Origin of the sequence: Kordia sp., from assembly GCF_965283645.1 — a bacterium.
Lineage (GTDB): Bacteria > Bacteroidota > Bacteroidia > Flavobacteriales > Flavobacteriaceae > Kordia.
Genome location: NZ_CBDIPG010000001.1, coordinates 3718588 through 3738312 on the forward strand (window position 1 = coordinate 3718588; position 19725 = coordinate 3738312).

Consider the following 19725-nt stretch of genomic DNA (forward strand, 5'->3'; position numbering starts at 1 on the left):
TTATAAAATGAAAATAGGCTACCAATTTGGTAGCCTATTTTTTTATATATAAAACAAATTGAGATTTATTCTATGGTATTAATTTCCTCCACCACACAAACATATAGTGATGAACGATTCTCTTACGAAACAATGTGGTTTTACAATTGCAGAAGGACACACAAAAATATTTGTAATATCTGTTCCTCCAACTAATTCATTATTGTCTAAGTTTGAGATTGCTTTCTTGTTTAAATTTAATGATTTAAGATTTCTTTTTTTCATAATATAAAATTGTAAGGTTAACTTTAAAAGTGAACTGAAATTGTCCACTCGTGTAAATGTTTATTACTAGTTTGTTGGAATAGTGCAAATACGTGGGTCACTTTCTCTTATGAAACAAATAGGTTTTACAATTGCAGAAGGACACACAAAAACATTTGTAGCACCTGTTCCTCCAACTAATCCGTTATTGTCTAAGTTTGAGATTGCTTTCTTGTTTAAATTTAATGATTTAAGATTTCTTTTTTTCATAATATAAAATTGTATAATTTAACTTTAAAAAGTGAACATTTAATGACACTCACTAGTGTGTCCATTCTTCGCGAAAGAATATTGTTTGAAAACATCGTTTTGCCTAGGAAACGATATTTTACTCGGTTTTAATGTGAAAAAAGGGAAATAGGTTTTTTGTATTTCAGTATTGAAATATTTAGGAAGTGAATCTTTTATATCTATATTAAAAAGAAAGAAAAACGTGCGTAAAAAAGTACGTGTACAGTGCGTTTGTCCATTTTTCGGTATAAAACAAAAGATCTCCATATCTTATAGTTCCGAAAAAACAGATTTGTTACCCAGTTTTGTTGACTTTTTTTTGAAAAGATTAAAACTTTAACTTTTGGAGTCTTGAATTTGTTTCCTTTTACGAATAAAAAAATAGACAATCAATACAATTAGTAGAACGCCAATTATAACAAAAACAATTGATGTAGTTGTATGTTGTTGTTCAAAAACAATTGGGCTAGTTTCTCCTAACACATAAAAACTTCCCCAATAAAAAGGCGCACTCGTAAAATAATTGGAATGGTGTAGAAAATCAATTTTTGCTTGTTGTAACGCTTTGTGTTTTGGCAATCCTGCTTTGATATGTGTATAAAAATAACCCATAAACTCAGGTGTTGTTTTATCTGAAATTTCCCATCTGCTCAATAGTAAACTTTTAGCGCCTGCATACTGAAATGCGTTTCCTAAACTCTGAATTCCTTCCGCTTTATTAATCTTGCCATTTCCAGTATTACACGCGCTCAAAACGACCAAACTAGCAGGAATATGTAAATTGTACACTTCATGTCCAAACAATTGATCGTCTTCATTCGTGCTTCCTTTAGAAAAATAAATCTTCAAATTATCCGAATTTTGATTGTCAATATCTCCGTGAAGTGCCAAATGTATAATCTTAAACTTGTCTGCATTTTGCTTAAAATTCATCTCATTGGCGCTCGTTCCATAAAAATAAGAACCTTCTAAAATCTTAGAAATTGCGTTAATTTCTTTGCGCGTTCCAGGCAAATCGATCTTAGAGTTTCGTACATCTGACAACATTGCTGCTGAAGTATTTTCGTGAATACTGTCTTTGCTTGTATATGAAAACGCAAGGCAATCGCTTTGTAAAGTACTGTCTTTCTTTTCGTTTTTTTCAAATAATAAACTTGCGGCATTAGCATAACTTATAGCATACTCATACAATAAATATGAAGGATTTTCATTGTTTTTAGAAGTTGTTGTCAACAGTAAATCGAACTGTAAATGCCAAAGCGATTCATCTGGAATAATAATCAATTCATTACCCACAAAACGATCTTTAATCGGAACCAATAATTGTTCATACAAATACAACGCGTTTTCTGTATACGTAGCATTATCTTTTGCAACAATACTCGTGTTAAATGCTATAATACGTTCGTCTACATCATCAATCTGTAATTTTTCTACATGAAATGTATGTTTCGAAATGATAAAAGCATACACGGTATTCTGATCTTTAAAAAATTCTAAAAGCGTTGTGCTGTCCGTTAGTTTTTCTTGAAGTGTTGCAAGTTCAATGACAGTATCTTCATACTTCATTTTATAATACTTTGGAAACTGAATTTCAATACTTTTTTCTAGCGAATCTTTTCGTTTCTGAACATCAAAAAATTTGCCTTCCAAAGTGTACAAGTTTGCAGTATCTGTTTCCTTTTTAGTGGATTTCATCAAAATTTTAGATTGCAAATCGGCAAGTTCATCATTAATATTCTTCTCTAATGTCAAAATAGCTGTGTGAAGATTGGTGTTACGTTTTGCTTCAGCTTTCTTCAATAATTCTCTTAAAACATATGCTTTGCTTTTTTCGGAAGCATAAAAAGTTGCGACTAACGAAACATTGGTTGTGTCCAATTCATGAAGCATTAAAGTTGTTTGTATATTTTTAGCATACACAGTTTTTACAGTTTCGGAAAACGTAATCTTATCTTGATGATTTTGTTTTGAGTTTCGAACCAAGTTGATAAAAGAAACAGCTTCTTTAAAAAACAGATTGCTTTTTGCTAAATATTCCTTTTTCTGTGTTTCTTCAAACAATAATAAGTGTATTTCTCCTTTTGTTTTAATGGTTTCGAGTAATAAAGTAGGATCTACATGATTTGCATATGGAAAACGCGTTTTCATGTGTATATTAGAGGAAAAATTATTTTCATACGCTTTTTCATTAAACAATAAAGCTTTGTCAAAATTCTTCATGGCGGCATGAATTTTCGCAATATTATTATAATTACGAATTGTATGTATGTTTTTCTCACCATGAATTTTCCGTCTAATTTCCAATGACTTTTCATTGTATACAAGTGCTTCTTCGTAGTTTTTAATAGTGTAATACACCTGTGAAAGATATTCATACAGATACGACACCATTACATAGTTTACTTTTGGTGCGCTCAAGGCAATATTCAATGCTTTTTTAAGATACGGAATGCCTTTTTCATCACCATAAATAGTTCCGAGTTGACTGTACGGAAAAAACATTTTTGGATGATTGGCGCCATAAAATTTAGTTCCTAAATCCAAGGTTTTTTTAGTGTGAAACAACGCTTTTTCTTTCAAACCTTTTCGTTGGTAAATAGTGCCAATATTGAAATGAATGCGCACTTGCTCGGCATGATTGTCAACTCCGTAATTGTGAATACTGACGCTTAGTGCTTTGTTGTAATACTCCAAACTTTCGTTAAATTCTTCTTTAACGGAGTAAATTAATCCGAAATTATTGTACACTTTTCCAAAATATGGATGATTGTTTTTATATACGTTTTGTGCTAACTGCGCTGTTTTTTCAAAAAAGGCAAGTGCGGCGTCATATTTACCCAAATCATAGTGTATAAAACCTTTTGTTTCGTAAATATTGGCATGTAGAATAGTGCGTTGTGGAGTTTCTTTTGCATCTATTGATAAAGCAGCAGCTAATTTTTCTAAGGCTTTTTCAAACTGTCTATTTCTATGAAAAGCAACACCAAGGTTGAAATATGATTCGGCTAGGAGAAGTTTTTCATCTTCAAAATAATCCAAACGAATTTGTAATGCATTTGTATGATTTGTAAGTGAAAGCTTCGGATTGCCAATTTTTCCTATCAATTGCCCAATATTATCCAATGCGTTTGCTTCTTCTCGTTTTCCTAATTCTCCTGCTTTTCTACTAAAATACAATGCTTTTTCTGCATATTGAAACGCTTCTTTTACTAGTGATTTGTAATTGCATGCTTGCGAAAGAGCATTGTAAGAAGCTGCTATGGTAACATTGTTAAGCGTGTTTTTTGAGAGCTTTAGTGCTTCCTGAAACGACAATGTGGCTTCGTCATAGGTTCCGTAAAACAACAACTCTTTTCCGTTTGCTAAAAAACTTGTTGCAATTGAATCTTTTTGTTGCGCATGTGTTGTTATAACAAAGAATATACAGATGAAATAGATGACGTTCTTCATTTATTTTTTAAATTTAATTTCTTCATCAGATTCAGAAGGTATCTTTATGTATAAGGAAGCTTTTTCATGATTATTTTGGTCTAAATACATCAAACCTTTATACCAATTTGAAATATCTGGCGCATAAGTTTGAAGACTATCTAATGTGGAAAATGCAGTTTCAGTTTGGTTCAATTTATACCTTGCTAAAGCGCGCATGAGCAACACATCTTTATACTGTTTGGTTGACATGTTATACTTTTCAAGAACAATTAAAATGCTATCATACTTTTTATATGTGTAAAAGTGTAGTGCTTTTTCCAAAGACATTTTAATTGCGTCTGACGGATTGCTTCGCAACGTAAAATCCAAACCAACATTTTTACGCCATGCATTTTCTGTTAAGCTTGCATAATCAATGTGATCATCTTTAGAAAAATACCAAACTATTGAACAGAAAACCACCAACAATGCCGCAATACGTGTGATAAATTTCAAAGTAAACCTACGATTTGATTTCTGTATTGCTGTTTGCTTTTCTTTATATTGTGTAATAGCGATTGTAATGTTTTCTTTCAATTCTTTTGTTTGAGAACTTTCAAGTATCTTTTTATAAGCTTCTACTCGAGCGTGTGAATCATTTGTAGCAAAACTCCAATAGGTTTCGCCCAAATACGCTAACAGTTGTTCTTCTAAAACTACTTGTTCTTTAAAAGAAATATCTGATTCCATTCTTGCCACAAAAGAAATATGTTCTTCTTTGGAAAGTGTATTTCGTAAAAAATGTTCAATCAATATATCGTCTTCCATCTTCATAAATCTTTTAAATTAGTATAGCGGCTATCTTTTTGAATCAATTCAATCAAACGTTTCTTGCACTTAAAAATACGTTGTCTCACTACATTTTCAGAAGTATAGCCAAATTTTTGTAGAATGTTATTATATGGTGTCTTTGCAAAAAATAATGTCAACAACTGTTTGCAATTATCAGAAAGTGATGCTAATTTTTCTGTAAACAAATCATACCGTTCTTGTTCAACAATGGCAAAAGCTGTTTGCGTATTGTCGTCGCTTAAATTTTCAATAACGTCAAGATCGTTTGTAGTTAACTTGGAAGCATTCAACTCGCGGCGCCATAAATTTTTACACACACTAAAAAAATAATATTCAAAAGAACCCGTAATCTCAAAAGCTTCTTTTCTGTACCGAACAATAAGTTGCAACAATGCTTTCTGAAAAATATCATCGGCGTCACCAACACGACCATTATTGCTTAGCACAAAACGCTCAATCTTAGGAAAAACTTCTTGATATAGTAAAATAATATCGTCTTGTTTTCCCTCTGAAAGTCTTTTTAAAAAAATAATTGGTTCATTCATCATATCGTAACTACACGCATGTATACATATAAATATAACGTTGCATTAAAAATGTTAGAATCAAATAAGTTGGGGGAAATACTAATAATTTGTTGTGTTGAATCACAATTTTGATGCTTGAAATATAGAAATAAATTTGCAGATGTTGTGTTGAGAAGATGCCAAATAAAAATCATTTTGGAAATTATGAACCACTTGTGACGTCAATAAATAGGTTCAGAAACAAAGGATTTTTCAGAATAATAAAAAAACATAGTGAAAAGACTACTTATTTTAATTAATAAAATATATCTTTGCACCGCGAAAAAAGGTCATGTTTTAGCATAAAATATGGAATCCATTTTTCAGTATTTAATAACCTAAACATTAAACACTTAAGTAATGTCAAAAGTTACAGGTAAAGTTGCACAAATTATAGGTCCTGTTGTTGATGTAGAATTCAGCGCTGGGAACGAACTTCCAAGAATTTACGATTCATTAGAAATAGCGAAAGCAGATGGTACAAAATTAGTACTTGAAGTACAATCACATATTGGTGAGAATACTGTTCGTACAATTTCTATGGATTCAACAGATGGTTTAAGTAGAGGAACAGACGTTGCTACTACTGGAAATCCAATCAAAATGCCTATTGGCGACGATGTATACGGTCGATTATTTAACGTTATCGGAGATGCAATCGATGGATTAGGAGAATTACCAAAAACAGGTGATGATGGATTATCTATCCACAGACAAGCACCAAAATTTGAAGACTTATCAACTTCTACAGAAGTTTTATTTACTGGTATTAAAGTAATTGATTTAATTGAGCCGTATGCAAAAGGTGGTAAAATTGGATTATTTGGTGGTGCCGGAGTAGGTAAAACAGTATTGATTCAGGAGTTAATTAATAATATCGCAAAAGGTCACGGTGGACTTTCAGTATTCGCAGGAGTAGGAGAAAGAACGCGTGAAGGAAATGACCTTTTACGTGAGATGTTAGAATCAGGAATTATCAAGTATGGTGATGATTTTATGCACTCAATGGAAGAAGGTGGATGGGATTTATCTAAAGTAGATAAAGACATCATGAAAGAATCGAAAGCGACATTCGTTTTCGGACAAATGAATGAGCCTCCTGGAGCACGTGCACGTGTTGCCTTATCAGGATTAACAATTGCAGAATATTTCCGTGATGGAGCAGGAGACGGACAAGGGAAAGATGTACTTTTCTTCGTTGATAACATCTTCCGTTTTACACAAGCAGGTTCTGAAGTATCAGCACTTCTTGGACGTATGCCATCAGCGGTAGGATACCAACCAACATTAGCAACTGAAATGGGTGCAATGCAGGAACGTATTACTTCCACTAAAAAAGGATCAATTACATCTGTACAAGCGGTTTACGTACCTGCGGATGATTTAACGGATCCAGCACCAGCAACAACGTTTGCGCATTTAGATGCAACAACAGTATTATCTCGTAAAATTGCTGAACTTGGTATTTACCCAGCGGTAGATCCATTAGATTCTACATCAAGAATCTTAACAGCAGAAATCTTAGGAGATGAGCACTATGATTGTGCACAACGTGTAAAAGAGTTACTACAACGTTACAAAGAATTACAAGATATTATTGCAATTTTAGGTATGGAAGAATTATCTGAAGAAGATAAAATGGCAGTAGGTAGAGCAAGACGTGTACAACGTTTCTTATCACAGCCTTTCCACGTAGCAGAGCAATTTACAGGTCTTAAAGGTGTATTAGTAGACATTAAGGAAACGATCAAAGGATTCAACATGATTATGGATGGAGAATTAGATCACTTACCAGAAGCTGCTTTTAACTTAAAAGGAACAATCGAAGAAGCGATTGAAGCTGGAGAGAAAATGCAAGCGGAAGCTTAAGTCGAAGAAGCAATGCTGCATTTAATTTCAGCATCTCTTAAATTGAAGCCAGAATAAACATTAAAAAGACCCTGAAATAAATTCAGGGTAGTTAAACAAGTTTAACTATGTATTTAGAAATAGTATCACCAGAAGCGACTTTATTTAGTTCAGAAGTAGATTCTGTAGCAGTTCCAGGAATTAATGGAGAATTTCAGATGCTAAACGGTCACGCACCAATAGTATCACTATTAAAAGAAGGAATCGTTAAAATTCATACGCACACGCAAAGTCATTTAGAATTAGATGATTTACACGGACGTATAGTTCCTCACTATGATGATGATAAAATCCTAACGATAAACATCAGCTCTGGAACTATTGAAATGAAAGACAACAGAGTAATTGTACTTGCAGATTAATTTTCTAATTTCAAGTCAAAACATACAAAAGCATCAAACTATCAAGTTTGGTGCTTTTTTTATAAAACTCAATTTTTGAGAAGTCTTCAAGCGAACTCAAAATTGTAGGTTGAACTAATTTCGCCGAAAAGCCAATAACAATATCATTACGAGAAATTTATAATTCCGAAATAATCTGTAAATCAATAATTTAAACTTTACAAATTGCTTCATTCCATTTGCAATGATAACTTTTTAGACAACTTTCTTTAATTTAATATTCTTGAAAAGTTACATCTAAATAAATTTCTCCTTATTTTAGTTTTAAAGCGAAATATTTACATGTAAAATCTCTGATTCCTATCAAAGGAACTAAATGTTAAGATTAAACTTTATGAAAAAATGGTCAAAACGAATTGGATTACTACTGATTATTACACTAGTTGGAATCATTTGTTGTAACGCATATGTAGAAATTAGTGCCAAAGGTAAAACGTTCAACACAACGGCTGACATTCCTGTACATAAAGTTGGTTTGCTCTTAGGAACTGGAAAATATTTAAGCAACGGAAATGTCAATCTATTCTATACATACAGAATCAACGCGGCTGTCAAATTATATAAAGCTAAAAAAGTTCGCTACATTTTAGTAAGTGGTGATAACGGAAGTAAAGCCTATGATGAACCAACAACATTCAAAGAAGATTTAGTAGCCGCAGGAATTCCTGAATCACAAATTATTTTAGACTACGCAGGCTTCAGAACATTAGATTCTGTAGTTAGAAGCAAAGAAATATTTCAGCAAGAAAACATTACGATCATTTCGCAACAATTTCATAATGAACGCGCCATTGCTATTGCAAAAGCCAAAGGAATCAACGCGGTAGGATTCAATGCAAAAAATGTTGGTGGTAGAAGTGGTTTCAAAATAAAAGTTAGAGAAATGCTTGCGCGAGTTGCTATGTGTCTTGATTTAGTTATCGGGAAACAACCTAAATTTTTGGGTGATAAAATCACAATTCCGAAATAATACCAGATCAATTACAATTCCTAAAAAATTTCCGCAGATAATCAGTATTTTTATACCATGAAAGATGAAGTCATCATATCACAAGGAAAAAGATCACTTTGGCATAATAGTATAGCCGCATTCCTATATACTGTTGTAATTGGTTGTATTTTGCTTTTCTTTTTTGGGTTAGAATTTTCTTTCGATAGAAAATATGTAATACGGCAAATGGATTACCTACAACTAGGATCTTTGGCACTATTTGCCGCTTTTTACTATTCTGTAATTCAAGCCTACTATTTCGATTTCAAAAACAATTTGTTTAAGCATGAACGTTCATTTTTGTGGTTCAAACTTGGAAAATGGAATCCATTACCAGAGCTTGAATACATTTCTGTATTTCAAAAAGAAGAAGGTGTTTTCGAAATCAACTTATGGTATGTTGGAAACAAACATTTCAAAATATATCACATGTTTGATGAGCAAGAAGCAATGGAAACGGGCAAACAACTAGCCACATCTTTACGAATAGACTTATTAGACGCTACAGTTGCCAACGATTCAAAATGGGTTGAACTATGAAAACGCCCAAAAAACTACAAGCGAAACTTCAAGAACGAACTCAAAAAAATACGTTGCGAAGGCTTTCAACTGAAAAAAAGACAATCGACTTTTCTTCAAACGATTACCTAGGTTTTGCCAAATCTGAAACAATTTTCAACAAAACGCATCAATTCTTAGTTGATCGAAATCTACAACAAAACGGCGCAACAGGTTCACGTTTACTTTCGGGAAACTCTAAACTATACGAAGAAGTAGAAGCGCACATATGTACATTTCACAACAGTGAAGCAGCGTTACTATTCAATTCTGGATACGACGCAAATATTGGCTTCTTTTCGTCAGTTCCACAACGTGGAGACGCAATCTTTTATGATGAATACATTCACGCGTCCATTCGTGATGGAATCAACATGAGCAATGCCAAATCATACAAATTCAAACACAATGATTTAGACGATTTAGCAAAAAAAATAAACAATAGTTCACAAAAACTTAGTACGTTAAATCAGGACATATACATTGTTACAGAATCTGTATTTTCCATGGATGGAGATTCGCCAAACTTACAAGAATTGATAACATTTTGTAACAAAAATAATTATTATCTCGTTGTAGATGAGGCACATGCATTAGGTGTTTTTGGAACTCATGGAGAAGGCTTATTGCAAAAATTAGGTGTAGAACAAGAAGTCTTTGCCAGAATATACACGTTTGGAAAAGCATTAGGTTGTCATGGAGCTGTAATTTTAGGAAGTAACGAATTAAGAACATACCTAGTTAACTTTGCAAGAAGCTTTGTGTACACCACAGGATTATCGCCACATGCTGTTGCAACCATCAAAATTGCGTATAATGAACTCGCAGAAACAATCGCTACAAAGCAGTTAAAAGATACAATTGCTACATTCAAGCAAGCAACACAGCAATTAAAATTTATACCCAGCAATTCAGCAATTCATTGTTACATTATATCAGGAAATAAAAACGTAAAAAAAGCAGCGACGCAATTGCAATCAAAAGGATTTGATGTAAAACCAATAGTGTCGCCCACAATTCCAGAAGGAAAAGAGCGTTTGCGGTTTTGTTTGCATGCGTACAACTCAACAGAAGAAATTGAAGAAATGATCAACACACTCACAAGTGTACATTAAAACAATACTAATACTATGGAGAACAGTTTTTACACAATAGCGGCTTTTGATTACACGGCAGAAGCGCAAGTAATGAAGGGGAAATTCATGTCGCAAGGTATTGAGGTTTTTCTAAAAGATGAACACACGCTGGATGCCGATCCGTTAATCAGTCATGCAATTGGTGGTGTAAAATTGCAAGTGCATATCAAAGACAAAGAGGAAGCAATGGCTTTGTATAATGAACTCCGTGAGTATGAAGTTGACAGGCAAGGAAATAGACTCACATGTCCAAACTGCAAAGAAAATAGAGTTTTAATTGCGCCACCACTAAAAAAATTCCTCTATCTACTATTTCCATTTTTCGAACCAACACGATATTTGTGTGGCGATTGTGGAGAAATATTTAAACCTAAACAAAACTAATGCAACAAAAAATATTTGTCACAGGAATTTCTACAGAAGTAGGAAAAACAGTTGCTTCGGCAATCTTAGTTGAAGCGTTAGAAGCCGATTACTGGAAACCGATACAAGCTGGTGATTTGGACAATTCGGACAGTCATAAAATTGAACGATATATTGCTAACTCAAAAACGAAAATTCATAAAAATAGTTATGCGCTCAATACGCCAATGAGTCCGCACGCTTCCGCAGCAATAGACAATGTAACAATTAATATCAACGAAATTAAAGAACCAAAAACGAAGCGTCACCTTGTTATAGAAGGTGCTGGCGGAATTTTAGTGCCTGTAAACAATGAACAAACAATTTTAGATATTATAAAGCCTGAATATCATGTAATTGTGGTTTCGCGACACTATTTGGGAAGTATCAATCATACATTATTAACCGTAAATTTACTCAAAGAAAAAGGATTTAAAGTTTCGATTATTTTTAGTGGAAACGAGCATCCAACCACAGAAGCTATCATCAAAAAAACGACCAATGTTCCTGTCATTGGACGCATTGAAGAAGAACCTTATTTTGATCAAAATGTCATTCGCGAATACGCGGAATCATTCAAAGAAAAACTAGCATGAGTTTACAAGAAAGAGATAAAAAACACCTTTGGCATCCGCTAACGCAACACAAATCGCATCCAAATCATATCGCCATTACAAAAGCAAAAGGCGCTGTATTATACGACGAAAACGGAAACGAATACATTGATGGAATTGCTTCTTGGTACACTTGCATGTACGGACATTGTAATGCATATATCATTGAAAAAGTGCAACAACAAATGCAAACGTTAGATCATGTGGTCTTTACAGGATTTACCCATGAACCAGCAGTTGAACTCTCGGAAAAACTCATCGACATTTTACCTGAAAATCAAGAAAAACTATTCTTTTCAGACAATGGTTCTACAGCAATTGATGTCGGAATTAAAATGGCGTTGCAATATCATTTCAATCAAAATGAAAAACGCACAAAAATTATTGCTTTAGAAAATGGTTTTCATGGGGATACCTTTGGCGCAATGTCAGTTTCTGGATTATCTGTGTACAACGGACCGTTTGAAGAATTTTTTATTGATGTCGCTCGAATTCCTGTTCCGAATGCTGAAAACATTGAAGAAGTAAAAGCGCTTTTTACAAAATTGATTACCGAACATAAAGTTGCCGGATTTGTATATGAACCCTTAGTGCAAGGAGCCGCTGCAATGCAAATGCACGAAGCTGAGTATATTAATGAAATTCTAAAAATTGCACAAGTACATAATGTTGTTACCATTGCAGACGAAGTAATGACAGGTTTTGGGAAAACGGGCAAAAATTTTGCTTCAGAATACATAGAAACCAAACCAGATATTATTTGCTTATCCAAGGCGTTAGCTGCCGGAATGGTGCCAATGGCAATTACGAGTTGCAGTCAAAAAATATACAATGCTTTTTATGCCGATGATATGAAAAAAGGCTTCTTTCACGGACATACCTATTCTGGAAATCCTGTGGCGTGTAGTGCCGCTATAGCGGGAATTGACTTGTTGCTATCGGAAGCTATTCAAAACAACATGAAACGAATTGAAGCTTCACACCAAGTGTTTGATCAAGAAATAAAAAAACATCCGAAAGTAGGTTCAACACGACAACTTGGGCAAATTTTCGCATTGGATTTAAACATACAAATGGAACGTTACGGAAACTTACGTGACAAACTATTTAACTCTTTTATGAGCAAAGGTGTTTGTTTGCGTCCGTTGGGAAATACCATTTACATATTAGCACCTTACATTACCACAGACGCGCAATTGAAACAAATTTATACTTCCATAAGAGAAACATTGGATGAACTTTAAAAAATCACTCTAACAAGTTGAGACTATCTTTACTTGTAGTAAAATACACCTTCATTTTACTATAAGACCATTCACTATTATTTTTTGTGCCAATTACATGTAGCATGGCTTCGCCTTTTGGCCCTTTTAGCGGAATACTAATATCTGCGTCACTAGCACTATTTGAAATAGAAATCTGTCCTTGAATCAATGCAGATTGTTCAATAGGTTCGCCCAATTGTTCAATAACATAGCTGTTATTTGTTGCAGCTTCAAACGCATCAACATACGGAGTAGATTCTTTCAACATAGAAGTTACCGTAAAAAACATGGCTACAATAAAAATAACAAACACTACAATGAGCGTTAAACAACCAGTTGGTACAAACCATTTCCAGTTGCGTTGCCACCAATTCTTTCTAGGTTCGTGTAAAGTATCGTGTTGATCCATGTGTTTGTTTTTAAGGTTCTATTTATAAGTTCTAAAATACAGAAAAAGTTACAAGCTGTACTGTTTGACAATCTTAAATATATAAATTTCTTTACAAGAAAGAGCTTTTCAAATGTTAGCAAATCATATGATTTCTTACGATATTAGCAATCTCAATAAAAACGACTATGATGCAGGAATGTATTTCTATAACAGGTTTGGGTTCCATATCTCCACTAGGAACCTCAGCTATAGAAATTTGGGAAAACTATACAAAATCATCTCATTGCTTTAGTAAAGAAAATGATGATGAATATACGGCGGCACTTTCTGAAAAAACAAAGGAAGAAGTTGAACGTTTAAAAAGTTCTAACACAAAATATAAAAACTTAGACAATAGTGTTTTATATGCGATAATTGCTGCGCGAAATGCTGTAAAAAATGCCAATTGGAATACAGAAAGCGACTTTGGAATCAACATAGGTTCATCTAGAGGTGCAACAGCATTATTTGAAAAATATCATGAAGACTTCTTAAAAAACAAGCAAGCACAAACCCTAAGTTCGCCAACTACAACACTAGGAAATATTTCATCTTGGGTTGGGCACGATTTGCAAACAAGTGGTCCACAAATATCACATTCCATAACGTGTTCTACAGCATTACATGCATTGCTTAACGGAATTGCTTGGATACAAGCGGGCATGGCAACAAAATTTTTAGTTGGCGGAAGTGAAGCGCCATTAACGCCTTTTACCATTGCACAAATGAAAGCATTACACATTTATGCAAAAAAACAAGCGACATATCCGTGTTTATCGCTCGACTTAGAAAAAAAGCAAAATACCATGATTTTGGGTGAAGGTGCCGCGGCAATATGTTTAGAAAAAGGAGAACACGCCAATGCTTTAGCAAAAATACGAGGAATAGGATATGCAACGGAAATTCTAAAACACAATACTTCTATTTCGGCAGATGGTGCATGTTTTGAAAAATCGATGCGGATGGCTTTAGGGAAGTATTTACCAGAAGAAATAGACGCGATAGTACTGCACGCGCCAGGTACAATAAAAGGTGATTTAGCCGAATTCAATGCAATAAAAAAAATATTTTGTAACAAAATGCCAAATCTCACTACGAATAAATGGAAGATTGGTCACACATTTGGTGCTTCAGGAATGTTAAGTGTAGAACTCGCAATACTTATGATACAACATAAAAAATTCATTTCTATTCCTTATATTGACCATGTAAAACCACCAAAACCACTAAAAAATATCTTGGTAAATGCGGTTGGTTTTGGAGGAAATGCCGTTTCTGTATTGCTAACACGAGACTGATTTCAATAAAAACAGTAACAATTAAAAACTTTTAACTATGGGAGAGTGGTTTTCAACATTGACATATTTTGAGCAATTCTACTGGGTTATTGCAGGAATTTCATCTACAATCTTTGTATTTGTACTTATCACTACATTTTTAGTCGGTGATGCAGATGGCGTTGATGGTGATGTAGATGCTGAAATAGAAGCTGACACAGGTATCGATTTTCAATTCTTTTCGTTCAAAAACTTAGTAGCTTTCTTTACTATTTTTAGTTGGGCAGGAATTTCTGCTATGGATGCAGGCTATGGAAAAGGCGTTACACTCATAATATCCATTATTGCAGGACTCATCATGATGTTTATCATGGCTTCCTTAATTTACTACATTAGTAAATTGGTCAGTAGCGGAACACTCAAACTTGAAAATGCTATTGGAAATGTTGGAGAAGTATACCTAACTATTGGTGCCAATCGTTCCAAAGTAGGGAAAGTTCATGTCACTGTTCAAGGAGCTTTGCGCGAATTGGATGCGTTGGCAGACAGTGCAGAAACACTAAAAACAGGAACCATGGTAAAAGTAAAAGAAATTACAGGAACCGGAATATTAATCGTACAACCATTAAATCATCAAATATATGACACACCTATTATTGCAAACCGATAGTGGAAATCCACTTGCAGGCGCATCTTCATTAATCCTATTTGTCTTTGCAGGTCTTTTTATCTTTATCTTAATCACGGTATTTATCCGTAGATACAAACGTTGTCCTTCGGATAGAATCTTAGTCGTATACGGAAAAGTAGGTGGCGGACAATCGGCCAAATGTATTCATGGTGGCGCGGCATTTATTATTCCAGTTATTCAAGATTATGAATTTCTAGATTTAACGCCAATTTCAATAGAAGTAAACTTAGTAAATGCTTTAAGTAAGCAAAATATTCGTGTAAACGTACCTTCACGATTTACTATTGGTATCTCTACAGAACCAGGCATTATGCAAAATGCGGCAGAACGTTTATTAGGATTAGGTCAAAACGAAATTCAAGAACTAGCACAAGAAATTATTTTCGGTCAGTTACGTTTAGTAGTAGCTTCAATGGATATTGAGGAAATTAACAATGACCGAGATAAATTCTTAACAAATATTTCTGATAGTGTCGAATCAGAATTAAAGAAAGTAGGTTTAAAATTAATCAACGTAAACATTACGGATATCGTTGACGAATCTGGATATATTGAAGCACTCGGTAAAGAAGCGGCGGCACATGCAATTAACGCGGCTCGTAAATCGGTTGCAGAGAAAAACAGAGATGGTTCTATTGGTGAAGCAAATGCAGTACAAGACGAAAGATCACAAGTTGCTGCGGCAAACGCACAAGCCGTAGAAGGAGAAAATACCGCAAAAATTGCCGTAGCAAACTCAGACTCTAAAAGAAGACAACGTGAAGCAGAAGCAGAACGTGTGGCAATTGCATCTGAAAAAGTACAATCGGCAAAAGCTCTAGAAGAATCATATGCAGCAGAACGTGAAGCGGAAGTTGCAAGAGCTGAAAGAGAACGATCTTCTCAAATGGCAGATATTATTGTTCCTGCGGAAATTGACAAAAAGAAAGTTGAAATTGATGCAGAAGCAGAAGCAGAACGCATCCGTAGAAAAGCAAAAGGAGAAGCAGATGCCATCCTATTTAAAGCACAAGCAGAAGCACAAGGTCAGTTTGAAGTATTAACCAAGCAGGCATCTGGTTTAGAGCAAATTGTAAAAGCGGCAGGTGATAGTGCAAAAGATGCGGTATTGCTATTAGTAGCTGATAAATTACCAGAATTGGTAAAAACACAAGCAGAAGCAATTAAAAATATTAAAATTGATAAAGTTACCGTTTGGGAAAATGGCGGCGGAAAAGATGGTAAAACATCTACATCAAACTTCATTTCAGGGATGTACAAAGCAGTTCCACCATTACAGGAAATGTTTAACATGGCAGGTATGGAGTTGCCAGAATACCTAAAAGGAAAAGATGTAACGAAAGAACTTCCAACTTCTGACGGAACGACATCAACGGAAACTGAAGAAAAATAAAACTTCATTACATAAAAAAATCCGCCATCGTGCGGATTTTTTTTATACAATTCAATATTTCTTTAATCAAAAACGTAGTATACATCATTTATAAAATGCCTTTATGAGTAATGACAAAATAGAATTCAAGCGAAAACCTCCAATCATAAAAACTATTTTTGGGGTTTTTATTTTTTCTATTGGAGCACTTTCAATACTTGTAGGCGGCTATTATGGATTTATAGTTTGTGGGATTTCCGTATTTTTTCTACACAAGGATGGAACCGAGATTGATCTAAAAATAGAAAAATACAGAACATTTATTGAAGTCTTAGGATTTCGATTTGGAAAATGGGAAGATTTACCTGAAATAGAATATGTTTCAGTATTTAGTACAACAGAAACAATAACTGTACGTTCTAGAACTGCGGAAGCAAATGTAAAAAGTGATGTTATAGTATTGAACTTATTTTACAATGGAAATCATCGCATCAAAGCATACACAACAAAAAACAAAGAAGACGCCTTCAAAGTAGCAAAACAAATGGCCGAAGTATTAAAAATTGATATTTTAGACGCAACAGAAGGAGAATCTAAATGGTTATAACTATTTTTGTCATCAAACTAACTTTTTTATGAACAACATTCGACACAATTGGACTAAAGAAGAAATCATAGCTATCTATAACAAGCCAATGATGGAATTGTTATACGAAGCCGCTACTGTGCACAGGTTACATCACGATCCAAACACAGTGCAAGTGTCTACATTACTCTCTATAAAAACTGGCGGATGCCCTGAAGATTGTGGCTATTGTCCACAAGCGGCACGTTACCACACAGATATTGAAGGAAACGATTTAATGTCGGTTTCACAGGTAAAAGCTCAAGCATTGCGCGCAAAATCATCAGGAAGCTCACGTGTATGTATGGGAGCCGCTTGGCGAAATGTAAAAGACGGACCAGAATTTGATCAAGTATTAGAAATGGTACGTACAATCAATAAACTAGATATGGAAGTTTGTTGTACCTTAGGAATGGTGACGGAAAATCAGGCAAAACGTTTGGCGGAAGCTGGATTATACGCATACAATCACAACTTAGACTCTTCAGAAGAATACTATAAAGAAGTAATCTCAACACGTGGATATGAAGATCGTTTAGAAACGATTGACAATGTTCGAAAAACAAATGTAACCGTTTGTAGTGGTGGAATTATTGGAATGGGAGAATCAGTAGCAGACAGAGCCGGAATGGTGGTTGCATTAGCTACACTAAATCCACAACCAGAATCTGTACCAATCAATGCATTAGTTGCTGTTGATGGAACGCCATTAGAAGATGAAAAACCCGTAGAAATTTGGGAAATGATTCGTATGGTAGCAACAACCAGAATTGTAATGCCCGAAACGCAAGTACGTTTATCCGCAGGAAGAACTAGCATGAGTAGAGAAGGACAAGCTATGTGTTTCTTTGCAGGTGCAAACTCAATATTTGCTGGAGACAAATTGCTAACAACGCCGAACCCAGATGTAAATGAAGACATGAAAATGTTTGAAATGTTAGGGTTAAATCCTCAAAAACCATTTACCAAAAAAGTACAACCGCAAACGGTAGAAGCTAAAGACTCTGAATATGAATCGTTAGGTGAAAAGCCAAAATGGTCAAGACCTGACCATAAAATTGATCGAAATGAACAAGCAAAAGAAAAAATGAAAGCGGCGGTATTAGAAAAAAAACAATAAAGAGTACCAAAATAGTAACATAAAAAGGGCTCAGAAATGAGCTCTTTTTTTAGCTTTAAAATATTTTTTCATAACAATTTATTAACTTAGCTAGAATAAACGTTAGAATTTTGAATTTGAATCTGCAAGAAATTCCAAGGGTTAAAACAATTACCAAAGAAGACTTTATCAAAAATTACTTTAAACCACAAAAACCTGTGGTTATAGAGAATTTTATTGAAGATTGGCCTGCGTATCAAAAATGGAGTTTAGACTACATGAAAGAAATTGCGGGCGACAAAGAAGTGCCTTTGTATGATGATAGACCTGTAGATTACAAAGACGGTTTTAACGAGCCGCACGCAAAAATGAAAATGGCTGCGTATGTAGATTTACTCAAAACTGCACCTACAAAATACCGTATCTTTCTTTGGAATATACTAAAAGAAGTACCGTCACTTCAAAATGATTTCTCATATCCAGATTTTGGTCTAAAACTAATGAAATCGTTGCCAATGTTGTTTTTTGGAGGAACCGATTCGCATACATTTATGCACTATGATATTGACTTGGCAAACATATTTCACTTTCACTTTGAAGGAAAAAAACAATGCATTCTATTTGATCAAAAACAAAACGACTTTATATATAAAATTCCACATTCATTAATCGTTCGTGAAGACATTGATTTCTCGAATCCCAACTTTAAAAAATGGCCTGCGTTGCAGAAAGCGAAAGGCTATATTACAGAATTAGAGCATGGAAATATACTATACATGCCTGAAGGATATTGGCATTATATGAAATACATAACGCCAGGTTTTTCAATGAGTTTACGATCAATTGCTAAAAACCCAAAAAACTTAGGGAAAGCAGTTTACAACTTATTTGTAATGCGAAACTATGACAACATGATGCGAAGAATGAAAGGTCAAAAGTGGATTGATTGGAAAAATGAACAAGCTATTTTGAGAACGCATAGAAAAAACAAAATATTTTGAAACCTTGGAGAAAATTTATAAAAAGTCATTTGGTTTTAATTTTCTCTCAAAAACAAAATGGAATTTACTTTACGAGTTCATTAATCTTCTCATACACCAAGTGTGATTCCCAACCTCTATAAAACAAATAATCGGCAATTTTTTTCTTTCGCTTAAACGAATTTGTCTCTTTCACAGCATTCGCACGCTTTCTAGCAAGTTCATCCAACGTATTCAAATAATCAGTTTCATCAATTTCTTTCAATGCGGAATCAATATTGTACTTAGAAATATGACGAAGTTTTAACTCTCTTACAATGCGCAAACGTCCCCATTTCTTAATCCGAAACTTGCCGCGCGCAAAACTTTTTGAAAAGCGTTCTTCATTCAAAAAATTATCTTGAATCAATTCAGAAACAATCAAATCAATTGCTTTCGGGATCATATGCATCTGCTTCAACTTATCCACAACTTCTTTATGACATCGATCTTGATAAGCACAATACTGCTGTAGTTTTTGGGTAGCTTCCTTAAGAGAATAAGATTTGTTTTCCATCGAGTTTACAAAAGAATAACTATTTGTTGATAGAAACAAATTTTCAGGTTCTTG

General features: G+C 34.1%; 21 protein-coding genes. 14 read left to right on the plus strand and 7 right to left on the minus strand.

The window, feature by feature from the left end; all coding sequences use genetic code 11:
* Positions 1–78: 78 nt before the first annotated feature.
* From ACQ654_RS16340 to ACQ654_RS16360, 5 genes are all read right to left on the minus strand, one after another.
* Positions 79–264, minus strand: a complete 186-nt coding sequence (locus ACQ654_RS16340; RefSeq protein WP_430411418.1) for a hypothetical protein — start codon at positions 262–264, stop codon at positions 79–81.
* A gap of 66 nt (positions 265–330) precedes the next feature.
* Positions 331–513 (minus strand): hypothetical protein, encoded by a 183-nt coding sequence (locus ACQ654_RS16345; protein ID WP_430411419.1) that lies wholly within the window; start codon positions 511–513, stop codon positions 331–333.
* Between the two features lie 357 nt (positions 514–870).
* Positions 871–3987, minus strand: coding sequence for a CHAT domain-containing protein (locus ACQ654_RS16350; RefSeq protein ID WP_430411420.1), 3117 nt, complete (start codon positions 3985–3987; stop codon positions 871–873).
* Entirely contained in the window at positions 3988–4776 is a 789-nt protein-coding gene (locus tag ACQ654_RS16355) for a hypothetical protein (RefSeq protein WP_430411421.1), read from the minus strand.
* 2 nt (positions 4777–4778) lie between these two features.
* Positions 4779–5348 carry an RNA polymerase sigma factor gene (locus ACQ654_RS16360; RefSeq protein WP_430411422.1) on the minus strand — a complete coding sequence of 190 codons (570 nt, stop codon included), beginning with the start codon at positions 5346–5348 and terminating at the stop codon, positions 4779–4781.
* Positions 5349–5726: 378 nt separating this feature from the next.
* Between ACQ654_RS16360 and atpD the strand changes: the two genes are divergently transcribed.
* The 8 genes from atpD to bioA all read left to right on the plus strand — a co-directional run bounded on the left by atpD (position 5727) and on the right by bioA (position 12620).
* Positions 5727–7235: a F0F1 ATP synthase subunit beta gene (gene atpD, locus ACQ654_RS16365; RefSeq protein ID WP_430411423.1), complete on the plus strand. Its 1509-nt coding sequence runs from the start codon at positions 5727–5729 to the stop codon at positions 7233–7235.
* A gap of 107 nt (positions 7236–7342) precedes the next feature.
* Positions 7343–7636: a FoF1 ATP synthase subunit delta/epsilon gene (locus ACQ654_RS16370; RefSeq protein ID WP_430411424.1), complete on the plus strand. Its 294-nt coding sequence runs from the start codon at positions 7343–7345 to the stop codon at positions 7634–7636.
* A gap of 373 nt (positions 7637–8009) precedes the next feature.
* The gene (locus ACQ654_RS16375; protein WP_430411425.1) at positions 8010–8645 is read left to right on the plus strand and encodes a SanA/YdcF family protein; all 636 of its coding nucleotides are present in this window, start codon (positions 8010–8012) and stop codon (positions 8643–8645) included.
* A 57-nt stretch (positions 8646–8702) separates the two neighbouring features.
* Complete coding sequence (locus ACQ654_RS16380) at positions 8703–9206, plus strand: hypothetical protein (protein ID WP_430411426.1); 504 nt, start codon at positions 8703–8705, stop codon at positions 9204–9206.
* Positions 9203–10339, plus strand: a complete 1137-nt coding sequence (locus tag ACQ654_RS16385; RefSeq protein WP_430411427.1) for an aminotransferase class I/II-fold pyridoxal phosphate-dependent enzyme — start codon at positions 9203–9205, stop codon at positions 10337–10339. Before ACQ654_RS16380 ends, ACQ654_RS16385 begins: the two co-directional genes overlap by 4 nt.
* Before the next feature lie 15 nt (positions 10340–10354).
* Positions 10355–10744, plus strand: a complete 390-nt coding sequence (locus ACQ654_RS16390) for a DUF2007 domain-containing protein (RefSeq protein WP_430411428.1) — start codon at positions 10355–10357, stop codon at positions 10742–10744.
* Positions 10744–11358, plus strand: a complete 615-nt coding sequence (gene bioD / locus ACQ654_RS16395) for a dethiobiotin synthase (RefSeq protein WP_430411429.1) — start codon at positions 10744–10746, stop codon at positions 11356–11358. The genes ACQ654_RS16390 and bioD overlap by 1 nt, the downstream gene beginning before the upstream one ends.
* A complete protein-coding gene (gene bioA / locus ACQ654_RS16400; RefSeq protein WP_430411430.1) occupies positions 11355–12620 on the plus strand; it encodes an adenosylmethionine--8-amino-7-oxononanoate transaminase in 1266 nt (421 codons plus the stop codon). Before bioD ends, bioA begins: the two co-directional genes overlap by 4 nt.
* A 4-nt stretch (positions 12621–12624) precedes the next feature.
* On the opposite strand, the gene ACQ654_RS16405 is transcribed toward bioA, so the two are convergent.
* Positions 12625–13050 (minus strand): cytochrome c oxidase assembly factor Coa1 family protein, encoded by a 426-nt coding sequence (locus ACQ654_RS16405; protein WP_430411431.1) that lies wholly within the window; start codon positions 13048–13050, stop codon positions 12625–12627.
* Positions 13051–13220: 170 nt separating this feature from the next.
* Between ACQ654_RS16405 and ACQ654_RS16410 the strand changes: the two genes are divergently transcribed.
* The 6 genes from ACQ654_RS16410 to ACQ654_RS16435 all read left to right on the plus strand — a co-directional run bounded on the left by ACQ654_RS16410 (position 13221) and on the right by ACQ654_RS16435 (position 19136).
* Positions 13221–14369, plus strand: a complete 1149-nt coding sequence (locus tag ACQ654_RS16410; protein ID WP_430411432.1) for a beta-ketoacyl synthase N-terminal-like domain-containing protein — start codon at positions 13221–13223, stop codon at positions 14367–14369.
* Between the two features lie 37 nt (positions 14370–14406).
* Entirely contained in the window at positions 14407–15018 is a 612-nt protein-coding gene (locus ACQ654_RS16415; RefSeq protein WP_430411433.1) for a hypothetical protein, read from the plus strand.
* Positions 14990–16432 (plus strand): flotillin family protein, encoded by a 1443-nt coding sequence (locus ACQ654_RS16420; RefSeq protein ID WP_430411434.1) that lies wholly within the window; start codon positions 14990–14992, stop codon positions 16430–16432. Before ACQ654_RS16415 ends, ACQ654_RS16420 begins: the two co-directional genes overlap by 29 nt.
* Positions 16433–16535: 103 nt before the next feature.
* Positions 16536–17018: a hypothetical protein gene (locus tag ACQ654_RS16425; RefSeq protein WP_430411435.1), complete on the plus strand. Its 483-nt coding sequence runs from the start codon at positions 16536–16538 to the stop codon at positions 17016–17018.
* Positions 17019–17046: 28 nt separating this feature from the next.
* Entirely contained in the window at positions 17047–18156 is a 1110-nt protein-coding gene (gene bioB, locus ACQ654_RS16430) for a biotin synthase BioB (RefSeq protein ID WP_430411436.1), read from the plus strand.
* Positions 18157–18266: 110 nt separating this feature from the next.
* Entirely contained in the window at positions 18267–19136 is an 870-nt protein-coding gene (locus tag ACQ654_RS16435) for a cupin-like domain-containing protein (RefSeq protein ID WP_430411437.1), read from the plus strand.
* A gap of 64 nt (positions 19137–19200) precedes the next feature.
* Here the strand turns inward: ACQ654_RS16435 and ACQ654_RS16440 are convergent, their stop codons facing one another.
* Positions 19201–19671 (minus strand): regulatory protein RecX, encoded by a 471-nt coding sequence (locus tag ACQ654_RS16440; RefSeq protein ID WP_430411438.1) that lies wholly within the window; start codon positions 19669–19671, stop codon positions 19201–19203.
* Positions 19672–19725 lie beyond the last annotated feature (54 nt).